The organism is candidate division KSB1 bacterium, assembly GCA_022562085.1.
Classification (GTDB): Bacteria; Zhuqueibacterota; Zhuqueibacteria; order Oceanimicrobiales; family Oceanimicrobiaceae; genus Oceanimicrobium.
The window spans coordinates 1-14,125 of sequence record JADFPY010000089.1; the positions used below are offsets into that span (position 1 = coordinate 1).

Genomic DNA, 14,125 nt, shown 5'->3' on the forward strand with positions numbered 1-14,125 from the left:
AAGAATGGGCGGCAAAAAATGCCTGACTAACTAAAAAAAGAACAATTTATATCCAACGGCTCACAGGAGGGACTCGAACCCCCAACTTCTGGCTCCGGAGGCCAACGCTCTAGCCAGTTCGCACCAAGAAGTAAGAGGTGAAAATAAATTCATGTAAGCCAGGTGGCAAATAGGTGGCAATCGATGGTGCGAACCATTATGAAAAAACAGGAACAGCTATAAACAAAACAAGCACTTACAGCTTTCCTCCTTCCAGGAGACCGAGTGCTTGTTTTTACTGAAGTTGTGTTACTAAACTAAGGTTTTCAAGACCGCCGCCTTACCAATTAGGGCGAGCCCTCCGGCATCGAAAAAAAGCTTTGGCATAGACTAAACTTTCGGTTATAAGTCAACTGCTTTTTGGGTCGGCAAAAATGAAGCAGATTGACTCATAGCTGACATTTCACTTCTGCCATTTCGCGTTTCACGTTATTCATACCGCAACGCCTCCACCGGATTGGCCAGCGCTGCTCTGGCGGCTTGAAAGGTCACCGTTAGAATTGAAATCACCAGCGCAACTCCGCCAGCCAACAGGAAAATATCCCAGGTAATCACTGTCTTGTAGGCAAAGTTTTCTAACCAATCTTTCATAAAATAAAAAGCCACCGGCCAGGCGATCAGGTTAGCAACGACTACCCAGCGGGTAAATTCTCTGGAAAGCATAAAAAGCAGGTTTGGGACCGAGGCTCCCAAAACTTTGCGAATGCCAATTTCCTTCGTCCTTTTTTCGGCAGTAAAAGAAGCCAGGCCAAACAGACCGAGACAGGCTATAAAAACCGCCAGACCCGCAAAGAGCAAAAACAATGTTCCCATCCGCTGCTCGGCCTGATATTGGGCTTCGAAATTTTCGTCCAGGAATGAATACTCAAACGGCGATGCCGGCGCTAAAGCCTGCCAGTCGTTTTTGATTTTGTTCAATGTGGTTTCCAGATTATCCGCCTGTAAACGAACAGCAACATACGAGTTTGATATCGTATACGAATTTGATGAATGATGAAACAAAGCGAACGGAAAAATCGGTTGCTGCAAAGTTAAAAAGTTGAAGTCTTTGATCACGCCAACGATTTCATATTCACCACTACTTGGATAAAAAATTCTTTTGCCGATTGGATTATCGAGCCCGAATTGTTCGACCGCACGTTCATTTAGAATGACATTTTGCGATTCATTAAACTCCTTTGAAAAGCTACGGCCCTCTACCACCTCAATGTCCAGAGTGGCCAAAAAGTTGTCATCGGTGATATAGGAAGTGAGTTCGAATTGCTCTTTGCCCTCACGAGTAAGCTTGTAGTAATCCTGAAATCTTCCGTAAGGAGGCAAACCAGTTGATAGGGTGGCATTTATCACTTCAGGGTTGGTTTTAATCTTATCTCGAAAAGTCTCGGCATGGGTGCCCAGCCGCTGATTTTCATTGGAAATAACCAACACACCTTCCTTGGTGAACCCGGTGTCGGCTTCACGCATGAACTGCATTTGTTTATGAACAACGAATGTGCAGATAATCAGCCCGATGGAAATAGCAAATTGGAACACCACCAGGGTATTTCTTAATCCCTGGCTTTTTGTGCCTGCGGCGAGTTTACCCTTTAAGACCTGCACCGGTTGAAACTTTGACAAATACAAGGCTGGATAGCTGCCAGCTATGACACCCACAAAAAGCGTCAACAGAATCAGGAATGGCAGCAGCCACACCGGTTGCAGTAAATTCAGGTCCAGCATTTTCCCTGAAATTTGGTTGAATCCGTTTAACAATAATTCAGTAAGGCCCAATGCAATGAGCATTGCCAGAAAACTGAAGATGACCGATTCTGTCAGGAACTGTCCGATGAGATTCTTTTTTACTGACCCTAAAACTTTTCGTATACCAACTTCTGTTGCCCGATTGGCTGACCGGGCTGTAGCCAGATTGATAAAGTTTATACAAGCAATAAAAAGGATGAAAACAGCAACAACCGCAAACATTGAAACATAGGTTTTGTTACCGACCGAACCTAACCTGTTGCCAATATCAGTTGAACCCAAATGAATATCTGTAAGGGGTTGGAAAACGAAATTCCAGCGTCCACCACCCTCGATTAACTCATCATAAGAAAACCCAACCCGGGTAAAGGCTGCCGGGGCATGCTTCGCCACGATGTCTGTAATCTTCGCTTCGAGTTCGGGGAGGACAGCCCGGTCATCAATGATGACGTAAGTGGCGACTTGCATCCAAATCCAGCTCCAATCAAAAAATGCGACTTGCGGGTGGGAGGAGATCGAAGTCAGGAAATCAAAACGGAAATGCGAATTCCTTGGAATGTTCTCGACAACGCCCGTCACCTTAAAAGTTTCGCTATAAGTTCCCCAAAACTTTTTGTTGTCATGACCGATGGTCAGTATTTCACCCATGGCCGATTCATCGCCGAAATATTTAAGAGCTGTCTCTTTAGTTAAAATCACGCTGTTCGGTTTGTCCAGCGCTGTTTCAGGATTGCCTTCAATTAAGGTGAAACTAAAGAAATCGAAGAAGTCAGTGTCGGCGGCCACAATATTTTGCTCGTTAAAAAATTTATCCTCATACCTCACAATCATATCCGAAACCGGGTATAGCCGAATTGCAGCTTTTACTTCCGGAAGCTCGCGCTTAAGTGCTGCCGCAAGTGGCGGAGGCGTACCCGGGCCAACGCCTTCACTGGTATTATTCTTGTAATCCCAGTTCATGCGGTAGATTGAATTCGCCTGTTGGTGAAAACGGTCATAACTGAACTCATCTGCAACATACAGAAAAATCAAAAGGCAGCTCGTCATACCAATTGCCAGGCCAAAAGTATTGATGAGCGAATAGCTTTTCTGTTTAAGCACGTTTCTTAACGCAATTTTGAGATAACTTTTAAACATGATTACTCCTTTACGTGAAACGTGAAAAGTGAGAAGTGAAACGAGTCTTCGCAGGCCCAAAATGTTTCACTTCGCCGTCTTAGTTACTCACACCGCAATGCCTCAACCGGATTCGCAAGTACTGCTTTCAACGATTGGTAAAATACAGTAAAGTATTTTACTATGACGACAAAAATCAACTACTTGCGCTTTCCGATGTCTTAATCAGACGATTCAGGACAAAAATTGCAAGTCCAAACGCCATGAGGAAGGGACCTTCCCAAACCTTCCACAAAAACGGTAAGCCCTCCGACCAATCGATCACAAGAAGCGCTGCTCCAAACAAGGTTATCGCCGCACCCAGATAGCGCAAGACCAGACGATGTCGCTCAAGATCGAAAGAAACAGTCCAGAACAAGCCGCCCAAGATTGCATATAGAGCCGAGGTAGATCTCGCAAGGTATCCAACCACGGGTTTATCGGGAAGCTGACCCATACCTAGCAACGAATGTATCGAGTCCAGCCATGAACAGGGCGCGACGACAAAAACTAATGCGAACAAAGAAGTAGTCCCAAGAAACCGCAGGAGAAGTTTTAGGATTTTTTCTGAATTCGTTGTTGAGCCCAGATCTGACATTTTCAAGATTCCTTTCGTGTGTGTTTGAGAAGATTACTAAGAGCAATTTTAAGGTAACTTTTGAAGTGGATGGCTTCGGCGTACTGTTCGGATCGCAAATGCACATTTTCATGGAAATTGTCACGGTTGTAGTAAAAATCCCCATAGACAAAAGCGAAAATGCAGCACCCTATCGCGAGAGATAAACCGGTGATATTGATCAGGGAAGGCAATTTGTTTTCACGCAAGTTACGATAAGCCATTTTTAGGTAGTTTTTTGAACATGCTTTCTCTCCGTCAAAAATCAAACATGAGAGGTGAAAACCGATAATTGGAGGTCGTAATCGATCTCACACCTTCTGTTATTCATACCGCAATGCCTTCACCGGATTTGTTAATGCAGCTCTGATCGACTGGTAGCTTACAGTCAGCAAGGCAATGATAAGAGCTAAAATGCCAGCGAGAAGGAAGAGGTTGAAATCCGCACTGATCCGATAGGCAAAATTATCAAGCCAGCGTTCCATTACTAAAAATGCAATAGGTACAGCCAACAGAAAGGCAACGCCCACTAGCTTGGTGAATTCCTTGGAGAGCAAGAGCACAACATTGCTAATAGATGCACCAAGCACCTTGCGAATTCCAATTTCCTTTGTGCGCTGTTCTGCAGTGAATGAAGCCAAACCAAATAGACCCATACATGCGATCAGGATCGCAAGTATGGCAAAATAGCTGAATATTTTGCCAAAACGCTGATCGTCCCGGTGTAAAAGATCCAGGCTTTCATCGATGAAGAAGTATTCGTAGGCATCGTTAGGTGTAAACTTTTTCCACGTCTTTTCTATGAATCTTAATGTGTTCTGCAGATCTTCAAGTCCAATCCTGATGGAAATAAAGGTTTGCCATGAGAAATCACCGGGGATTGTATGAAGTACCAACGGTCTGATCCTTTCATGTAGAGATGCCATGTGAAAGTCCTTTATGACTCCTACCACCCTACCATTCTTATCTCCACTCCATAGTAATCTCTTGCCAAGCGCTTGTTCAGGTGTCCAACCAAATTCTTTTGCAGCCGTTTCGTTAATCATAAATTCCTGATTCGCTATACCAGGTGAAGACGAGAGATTACTTCCGGTAGCTAGCTCAATCTTATATGTATCGAGGAAATATTCATCCGTAATGTAGCTTTGTACACGAAAAGGCTGTACAAACCCTTGCGGGACAACAATGCGACCATCGCTGTTTTTCAGGTTTACGGGCACGCGCTGGGAAATCGAGACATTCATAATATTTGGGTGTCGAAGCATTGCGGCGATGAGTACGTCATCATTTTTGCCATATGGCACGACAACAACTTGTTCCTTTCCAAAACCGAGATTTTTGTTCTGGACATAGTCAAGCTGATTGTAAATCATTAAAGTCCCGCTTATTAGCACGATAGAGACAACAAACTGGAAAACGATTAAACCTTTTCTGAGCCGGTTTCCGGAAGTAGTTGAAACAAACCGACCCTTTAACGCGGCAATCGGCTGAAGGCGAGACAGAAAGAGAGCCGGATAACACCCCGCCAGCAATCCAACTACTGGCACTGTGGCTGCCAGACATAAAAGGACGAACCAATCCTGGAAATAGTCGATGACGAGATCCAGGTTGAAAGTGGTGTTAAATACCGGAAGCAGAACTTCAATCAACATAATGGCCAGGGCCAGAGCAAGGCAGCTCAGAAATAATGCTTCACCGACAAATTGTTTGATCAGTTGTATTCGATATGCTCCCAAAACCTTTCTCACCGCGACTTCTTTAGCTCTTGCAAGAGACCGCGCCGTCGCTAAGTTCATAAAGTTAACGCAGGCTATGAGTAGAATAAAAAAACCAATAGCAGAAAACAGATAGATATACGCCAAATTGCCCGGAGCCTTGAAGCTACCGGGATAGTTTGAGAATAAGTGTAATGACTCCAGCGGTTCCAGGTGCAACTCCTCCGTCGTATTTTCTAACTTAAGATACCGATCAGCAAAGCCAGGTAGCTTGCTCTCCAGCTTTTCAGGAGGATAATTCTGAGGAAGAAACACATATGTCCATATGGGCTTGGATGAACCCCAGTTTGTTCGTTCAGTTTCAACACCAACTAATGAGGCAAGGAATTCGAATTCGAAGTGGGTATTACGTGGCAGATCGCGCATCACACCAGTAACCACAAGATCGAGTTCCCCGGCCGGGTAGCCTCTAAAGTTGATCACTTTGCCCATCGGCTGTTCGACCCCGAAATATTTTTCAGCCATGGCTTCTGAGATTACGATGGTGTTTGGCGACTCAAGCGCAGTATGTGGATTCCCGTTTATCAATGGAAATGAGAAGACATCAAAAACGGCAGGATCAGTAAAATATAGTTTATGATCTTCTCGGAAATGCTTTTCTTGGTAACTGAGAACGGGATTGAATGCCCGCCAGAACCGAATAACCTCTGTGATTTCAGGAAAATCCGCTTTTAGAGCAGGTCCCATCGGTACTGTTGAGCGAGCGCCTTTTCTCACATTGTCACCACTCTGTGAAATTCGACCCATACGAAAGATCCTGTCTGCATTTTCATGGTCGCGGTCATAACTTAACTCATTGCGAATATAGAATAGAATAAGCAGACAGCAAGCCATACCTATTGCCAGACTAACGATATTGATGAATGTGTACCCTCTATGTCGTAAAAGATTTCTTAAAGCGATTTTTAGGTAGTTTTTAAACATGATTTTCTCCCTCAAATGTCAAACTTGAGATGTGAAATCTAAAATGAAAATCGAAATTCATTTTCCAAATTTCCGCATTACGATTTCCGATGTTTCACCTCTGCCGTCTTACGTTTCACTCACACCGCAACGCATCGACCGGATTCGAAAGAGCCGCTTTGATCGCCTGGAAACCGACGGTTACCCATGCGATTATCAGAGCCAAAAGCCCCGCAGCCACAAAAATCTCCGCACCGATAGTGCTGTGATAGGCAAACTGCTGCAGCCAGGATCTGGCAAAGATATACCCGACCGGCGCAGCCAGCACGAGCGCGATCATGACCAGCCGGGAGAATTCTTTTGTGAGCAGGAACACGATTTGAGGCACGGATGCGCCCAGGACTTTTCTCACCCCAATTTCTTTGGTGCGCTGCTCGGCAGTAAAGGCGGCAAGCCCGAAAAGACCGAGACATGCGATGAATATGGCCAGGCCGGCAGCAATCCCGAACAACTGCCCAAGCCGCTGGTCGGCGGCATAGAAGTTCTCGATCTGCTGATCGAGAAAATGGTACTCGAACGGCGTCACAGAATCGAATCGTTCATGAACCTGCTGCAGATGGTCAAGGGTCTTTGGAATATCGTGGCCGCTGATCCGTGCGGTAAAATAGTCGATACTTTGAATTGCGTTGTGACTATGCCCCAGCACCAGCGGGCCAATCTGTTCATGCAAAGAGCGAAAATGGAAATCTTTAACAATCCCGATGACATGCAGAGCCAAACTTTCTTCTGACACTTGCAGGACAATTTCCTTGTTTAAAATCAGGTCACCGCCAAGCATATCAGCTGCCGTTTCGTTGACAAGCACCGCGGTGGTATCCGTCGTCATACTTTCCAGAAAATTGCGTCCGTGAAGCAGCTCTACTTCAAAGGTGTTCAGAAAGTCCTGATCTACGCCAAAAAAAGTCATCGTCCGCAGATCTTCCTCAGATGCTCCGGCCGGCCGGGCCTCGATTTCAACCAGATTTTTCCATTCGCCGGGAACCCGCGAGGTCACGGAAACACTTCTGATTTCAGGATACCGTAAAAATTCATTCTTGATGGATTGAAAATTACCTCGTGCAGCACCACTGTTGATATCCACGACCAGCAGATGTTCCTGGTTAAATCCAAGCCTTTTCGACTGTACAAAGTTCATCTGATTAAACACAACCAGGGTGGCGATGATCATGATGATCGAAAGCCCAAACTGGACGATCACCAGACCGCGTCTTAAAAAAGATTTTCTTGAACCGGTCTTGAATTCTCCTTTAATGATCCTGGCGATTTCCAGCCGCGAAAGATAAAATGCCGGGTAGCTGCCGGAAATCACACCCACGGTAAATGTGAGCAGGATCAGGGATAGCAGCGATAAACCACTGGTGCCAAAAACTAAAGACAGCTCCTTGCCGGTAAAAGCATTGAACGCGGGAAGCGTATTCTGCACGATCACGAAAGCCAGCAGCAATGCCATGCCCGTGAGCAGCACCGACTCGGTGAGAAACTGTCCGATGAGCTGGCGGCGCTGCGCCCCCACAACCTTTCTCAGGGCCACTTCAGCGGCCCGGTGGAACGAACGTGCTGTTGCCAGATTCATATAGTTTATGCAGGCAATCAGCACGATAAAAATTGCGATGGCACCTAAGATGTAAATGTATGTCAACTCTCCTTTTGCCGAATTTCTGTCTGACTCGATATGTTCGGACTTGAAATGGATATCGCTGAGCGGTTGCAACGCGAGTTGCCTTTCAATCTTGCTGCTCTCGGGCTGGTTTCTTCTCAAGAGAGGAGGGAGCTTGGCCTGAACACCCTGCGCATCGTTTTGCTCGTCCAACAGAATGTAAGTCGCAAACCCCTGAATGTCCCATCGATCCATGAACGGCGCAAAGCGTGGATTCGAAGTAAGGGTCAGAAAAGAGAACATCAGGTCAAATTTCAGATGGCTGTTATGCGGAATATTTACGACGCCGGTTACTTTAAGCTCATGTCCGCGATCCGAAGACAGGGTTTTCCCGATAGGCATTTCGTCTCCGAAATATTTTCGCGCAGTTTCTTCACTGAGGATCACTGCATTCGGCTCATCGAGTGCATGCTCCTTATCGCCGGACACAAATTCGAAGTCGAAGATCTCAAAAAGGCTTTGCTCACCCCCGAGATATTCTTCATAGAATTTCAGGTCACCGTTTTGAACCGTGTGGCGTCCAAGGCTAATAAATCGCGCCGAGTTTATCACTTCCGGAAATTCTGCCTGCATGGCCGGCCCCACCGGCGCCGAAGTGATACCGTAGTGCTGCTCGCCCTGATCCGGGGAAACCTCCGAGTCGATGATACGGTAAATTCTATCGGCTTTGGAGTGAAAGCGATCGAAGTTGAATTCATCATAGATGAAAGAAAGTATCAAAATCGAGCAGGAAATTCCAATGGCCAACCCAAGCAGATTGATCAGAGAATAAGCCCGCTGTTTGCGCAAATTTCGAAATGCGATGGTGAGATAGCTCTTAATCATGATGGCTCCTTGTTTTCGGAAAGTATATTATAATTTGTAATTATTCATAGCGCAACGCCTCCACCGGATTCGCCACCGCCGCTTTGACCGAATGATAACTCACCGTGAAAAATGAGATTACTATAGAGAGCAATCCGGCAAGCATAAAAATTTCAATTCCAAGATCGGTGCGATAAGCAAAATCAGCCAACCATTTGTTGGCGGCAAAATAAGAGATTGGACAGGCCAAAATAAACGCCAGGCCCACCAATCTGGTAAATACTCCTGTGAGTAGCAGAACGATTCCCAGGACAGAAGCGCCTAAGATTTTTCTCACCCCAATTTCTTTTGTACGCTGGGTAACGATAAGGGAGGCGAGGGCGAACAGCCCTAAACATGCGATCATGATAGCTAAAATTGCGAAGGAACTGGTGACCGTACTCAAGCGGTTCTCATTCTCATAGAGTCGATCAAAATTTTCATCAACAAAAAAGAATTCGAAAGCGCGGGAAGGATCCAGGGTCTGCCATTTTTCTTTTATGTAATCGAGGGTCGTGACGCCATTGCCTCCGGTCATTTTTACCGAAAACACCCGGTGCACACCATGGTCGGACGGACGATAAAAGTGCAGGATTGGAGCCATCTCCGAAGCTAATGACTGGAAATGGTAATCTTTGACAACGCCGATAACATTGTAAATCGTCTCGCCAACACGGATTTGGCGGCCTTTCGCCGAATTCCAACCGATGTCCCGCAAAGCTGTCTCATTGATAATCATGGAGTTGTCAGCATCTGTAGCCAATTGCTCGGAAAAATTTCTACCTTCAGCAAATGAAATTCCATAAGTGTCAAAATAATGGGCGTCGACGAAGGAGCGGCGTATCCGTAACCGTTGTGAGTCGTCACGATCGGTTGGATAAGCGAATGTAAACCATCCGGGCCACCTTCCCGGTATGTGGGTAGATGAGGCGACAGATTTAATACCGGAATACTGATGAAGTTCGTTTTTAAACGCCTCCAAACTGACCTGCGCTTGCTCGCGATTCTCGAAATCGGATGGTCTCACAGGTATGGCAATGACATTTTCCCGGTCAAAATTAAGATTGGCGTTTTTCATGTATTGCACCTGATTCCACATGACGCCGGTGCCGATTATAAGAATGATGGCTAAGCAAAATTGTGTCAATACCAAAGAGTAGCGCAATTTAAGGCCGACCGGGCTGGATTTAAGCTGACCTTTCAGGGATTCACTGGGTTGAAAGCGTGAAATAACAAGCGCCGGGTAGAAACCCGAGATCAATCCCACAATCACAGCTAGTGCAAAGAGACCGGAAATGGTGCCGAAGTCGCTCAAATAATTAATCGACAGAGAGAGATCGTAATACGTATTAAAAACCGGCAAAAGCAATTCCAGGAGACCTATCCCTAAAAATAGTGCAAGGATACTCACAACGAGTGACTCATTGAGAAACTGCCCTATAAGCTGACGTCTAAAAGCGCCCAGCACCTTGCGCATGCCGATTTCGCGGGCACGTTCGATCGAACGCGCGGTGGTCAAATTCATGAAATTAATCGAGGCGATAATTAGAATGACAACCGATATTCCCAGAAGAATATAGGCGTAGGTATTCGCATCCGTCATCTCATTATATAAATCCGGGAGATGGGTCAACTTTAAATTCATGCTTGTGTTAAGCTCCTCACCCCAGATTTTTGCCACAAATTGCGGGAATTGGGGCTCAAGTGACTCAGCAGTGCTTCCTTCGGATAATTGAATAAAAGTAAAAAGCCAGGAGCTACCCCAATTTTCTTTATTCTCTTCATAGAACGACGCACTTTCACAGGGCACAAGGATGTCAATTTCGATGGTTGAGTTTTGTGGAATTTCATCCAAAACACCACGAATGATATAATCGGTCTCATAATTGAGTGTTATGGATTTTCCTATCGGGCTGGTTTCGCCGAAATACTTAACCGCGATTTCTTGAGAAATCACGGCGGAATTAATGTCGGCAAAGGTCGTGCTGAGATCCCCTTCTAAAAGAGGGAAAGTAAAGATTTCAAACAGTGCCGGATCGGCGTAAGTGATCTTTTCCTGGAATCTATTGCCTTCGACTTGAACCCAGCTGTTGTTATCGTCCCATATCCGAGCTGCATTCTTGATCGACGGATAATCGTTCCTTAAGGCCTCAGCCATGGGAAGCCAAGTGTCACGGGTAATTTGCGTGCCGGTGGGAGTAATGCGTTCTTTATAAACCAAATAAATGGACTCGGAATTTTCATGAAAGTCATCATAGGTGAGTTCGTTCCGGACAAACAAAAAGATGATGATACTCGCTGCAAAGCCTACGGCTAATCCGAACGTATTAATTGAAAAATTCAGCTTATTTTTGATAAAATTTCGAAGGGCTATTTTAAAGTAGTTTTTGAACATGGTAATCTCCGTCAAAAGTTAAACGTGAGACGTGAAAAAATCATTCACGCCTGGCGGCTTACGTCTCTTACATCATTCATACCTCAATGCTTCGATTGGATTGGCTAAGGCTGCCTTGATCGCCTGGTAACTGACAGTTGCCAGGGCAATTGCTACAGTAACTACTCCCGCAAAAATAAATGTGAAGGCTCCGATATCAATACGATAAGCAAAATTTTGCAGCCAGGAATTCATTGAAATATAAGCAAAGGGCAGGGCCACCACAAAAGCAATGGCAACAAGCCTGGTGAACTCTTTGGAAAGAAGCAGCAAAATCTCCGGTATGGATGCGCCCAGAACTTTGCGTATGCCGATTTCTTTTGTGCGCTGTTCTGCTGTAAAAGACGCAAGTCCGAAAAGACCGAGACAAGCGATTGCGATGGCAAGTCCCGCAAAAACAAAAAAGAGCTGACCAACGCGCTCTTCGGAACGATAGAGCGCATCGAACTCTTGATCGAGGAAAGCAAATTCAAACGGACGATGGGGAGCGATCACCTGCCATTTTTGTTCAATAAAACTTAACGTTTTGCGGAAATCCTGCGAATTAATTTTCACCAACAGGTAATCGTAGTCCCCGGACTTGGGAGAAGTGAACATTGCAAGCGGTTGAATTTGACTATGCAAGGAAGTAAAATGAAAATCTTTTGCTACGCCTACAACCGTTCCCTTGCGCCCGCTTTTTAAGTTAATCCATTTCCCGACAGCTTCTTCAGCCCTCCAACCCAAGCGGTTCATTAACACCTCATTGATGACATAGAAATACCCATGTTCGGGGATATAGGATTCAGGGAAGCCTTTTCCGGCAATTAACTCGAGTCCCAGGGTTTCGATGACATCCGGATCCACAATCATGCCCGCTGACAATGGATACTCATTTTGCTGCAACCCTTCCGCAGCTGCTGAATATCCGGCCTGCTGGTTGCTTGGGTAGCCGTCAGTTGCTGCTGCGCTTAGAATATCAGGGTTTTGCAGAAGTTCTGTTTTAAGGGTTGTGTAACTTTGCTGCAGTACCTGATCCCGAATAGGTAAAACCACGATTTGCTCTTTGTCAAAGCCGAGTTTTTTATTTCTAACATACTCGAGTTGATTCTTCACAACCAGAGTCGCGACAATTAAAACAATTGAAATCACAAATTGGAAGACAACTAATTTATTTCTGAAGGCGAATTTGTGTGTTTTTTCTGAAGGTGTACTCTTCAACGCTAAAATCGGCTGAAACGCTGACAAAAACAGTGCAGGATAACTTCCGGCGAGGACGCTGACAAAAAGCCCGGTCCCCAGAAGAATGATTAAGATGAACGGATTATCAAAATAGGTTATAACAAGTTGTTTCCCGGAAAGAGTGTTAAAAACAGGCAGGAATACCTCGAGTAAAAACACTGCTAGAACAAGTGCCAATAAAGTCGTAAAAATCGATTCCCCGAAAAACTGTCTGCTGAGTTGGCCTCGAAATGCGCCTAAAACTTTTCGCATTCCAACTTCTCGGGCACGACGGGCGGCGCGTGCGGTTGTAAGATTCATGTAATTGATACAGGCAATCAATAAAATTAATATGGCGATAGCAACGAATGCATAAACAGTGGTAATGTTGCCATTCGTTTCTCCGGGTATTGATAAACCTGAATAGAGATGAATCTGTGTGAGCGGTTCAAAGTGAATCTGTAAAGTTTCACCTCTTACATTCAATTGTTCGCCGAGTTCTCTTTGAACGAGAGCTGGAATCTTGCTTTGGATCGCGGATAGAGCATGCCCGTCACGAAGAAGTAAATAAGTCAAAAAGTTAGCTGTGTCCCAAACTTCATTCTTCGCCCAGTTCGCCTCGAGGCTCGAATAGGAAGCAAGGAAATCAAAATGAAAATGGGAATTTTCCGGGATATCTTCTATGATCCCGGTCACTTCAAAATCTCGGGCGTTATCTCGTGTGAGTGTTTTACCTAATGGGTTATCATCGCCAAAATATTTTTGACTAATGGATTTAGTCAATACGATTGTGTTGGGTCGAACCAGCGCAGTTTTTGCCTCACCCAAAATAAATTGCAACGAAAAAACATCGAAAATGGTGGAGTCTGCATAATAAAAGCGTTTTTCCTGAAAAAGTCGATCGCTATGCCCCATAATGACCGGACGCCATGCTGGATAAAGACGCACCGTTTGCTCAACCTCCGGAAATTCGCGTTTTAAAATGGGTCCAACAATGGAAGGCGTTGCGAATTGACGTGATGTTCTTCCTTTATGACTACTTTCTGAAATGACGCGATAAATACGATCCGCGTTTTCATGATAGCGATCGTAACTGAGTTCGTCCTGCACATACAGCAGAATAAGCAGGCAGCAAGTAATGCCAAGCGCCAAGCCCGAAATATTAATAAATGAATAGGCCTTGTATCTTAATAGATTGCGAACAGCAACTTTGAGATAGTTTTCGAACATGGTTTTTCTCCCTGTTTGCGTGAAAAGTCAAACGTGAAATGCAAAGCGGGTCTTTAGCCAGCCCAAAATACATTTCACTTCTGCCATCTCGCCTTTCACTTACCTTCAACAACCATGCCACTATTGTTTTTTAAAGAGTTACCAAGTATTAGAGAAAAGAAGAAAATGCAAAGTGTTCGCTCACTTGACAAAGGTCGTTCGCCAGCGAACACCTTTGACTTGACAATTTCAGGACAATGAACTATCATTATCTAGCGTGATAATAGAATAAGGGACCAGCACAGGATTTGCGAACTCAGATACTATCTGTTGACGCTATTCCTACGGACAAAACAAAATACGGTCAGATATTTGAGATAAAAGGAGTCGTGAAAGGACCGAATGGGGAAACCTTAAAAGTCTACACAATTTGGATGAGGGAGCAGGAATCTAAATCCACTAAGTTTATTACAATGTTCCCCCAAAAGAAGTGA

At 45.0% G+C, this 14,125-nt stretch carries 7 protein-coding genes; all 7 read right to left on the reverse strand.

Annotation, left to right across the window (positions count from 1 at the left end):
* Positions 1 to 468 precede the first annotated feature (468 nt).
* Complete coding sequence (locus IH879_09670) at positions 469 to 2,916, reverse strand: ABC transporter permease (GenBank protein ID MCH7675203.1); 2,448 nt, start codon at positions 2,914 to 2,916, stop codon at positions 469 to 471.
* A gap of 175 nt (positions 2,917 to 3,091) precedes the next feature.
* Entirely contained in the window at positions 3,092 to 3,532 is a 441-nt protein-coding gene (locus IH879_09675; GenBank protein ID MCH7675204.1) for a hypothetical protein, read from the reverse strand.
* Between the two features lie 2 nt (positions 3,533 to 3,534).
* A complete protein-coding gene (locus tag IH879_09680; protein MCH7675205.1) occupies positions 3,535 to 3,774 on the reverse strand; it encodes a hypothetical protein in 240 nt (79 codons plus the stop codon).
* A gap of 99 nt (positions 3,775 to 3,873) precedes the next feature.
* Positions 3,874 to 6,249 (reverse strand): ABC transporter permease, encoded by a 2,376-nt coding sequence (locus IH879_09685; protein ID MCH7675206.1) that lies wholly within the window; start codon positions 6,247 to 6,249, stop codon positions 3,874 to 3,876.
* Positions 6,250 to 6,364: 115 nt separating this feature from the next.
* Entirely contained in the window at positions 6,365 to 8,770 is a 2,406-nt protein-coding gene (locus tag IH879_09690) for an ABC transporter permease (GenBank protein MCH7675207.1), read from the reverse strand.
* Positions 8,771 to 8,810: 40 nt separating this feature from the next.
* Positions 8,811 to 11,183, reverse strand: coding sequence for an ABC transporter permease (locus tag IH879_09695; GenBank protein MCH7675208.1), 2,373 nt, complete (start codon positions 11,181 to 11,183; stop codon positions 8,811 to 8,813).
* A gap of 72 nt (positions 11,184 to 11,255) precedes the next feature.
* The gene (locus IH879_09700) at positions 11,256 to 13,652 is read right to left on the reverse strand and encodes an ABC transporter permease (GenBank protein ID MCH7675209.1); all 2,397 of its coding nucleotides are present in this window, start codon (positions 13,650 to 13,652) and stop codon (positions 11,256 to 11,258) included.
* Positions 13,653 to 14,125 lie beyond the last annotated feature (473 nt).

Excerpts from the sequence above, each read along its gene's own strand:
- IH879_09670 (MCH7675203.1), bottom strand. The coding sequence starts at position 2,916 with ATGTTTAAAAGTTATCTCAAAATTGCGTTAAGAAACGTGCTTAAACAG.
- IH879_09675 (MCH7675204.1), bottom strand. The coding sequence starts at position 3,532 with ATGTCAGATCTGGGCTCAACAACGAATTCAGAAAAAATCCTAAAACTT.
- IH879_09680 (MCH7675205.1), bottom strand. The coding sequence starts at position 3,774 with ATGGCTTATCGTAACTTGCGTGAAAACAAATTGCCTTCCCTGATCAAT.
- IH879_09685 (MCH7675206.1), bottom strand. The coding sequence starts at position 6,249 with ATGTTTAAAAACTACCTAAAAATCGCTTTAAGAAATCTTTTACGACAT.
- IH879_09690 (MCH7675207.1), bottom strand. The coding sequence starts at position 8,770 with ATGATTAAGAGCTATCTCACCATCGCATTTCGAAATTTGCGCAAACAG.
- IH879_09695 (MCH7675208.1), bottom strand. The coding sequence starts at position 11,183 with ATGTTCAAAAACTACTTTAAAATAGCCCTTCGAAATTTTATCAAAAAT.
- IH879_09700 (MCH7675209.1), bottom strand. The coding sequence starts at position 13,652 with ATGTTCGAAAACTATCTCAAAGTTGCTGTTCGCAATCTATTAAGATAC.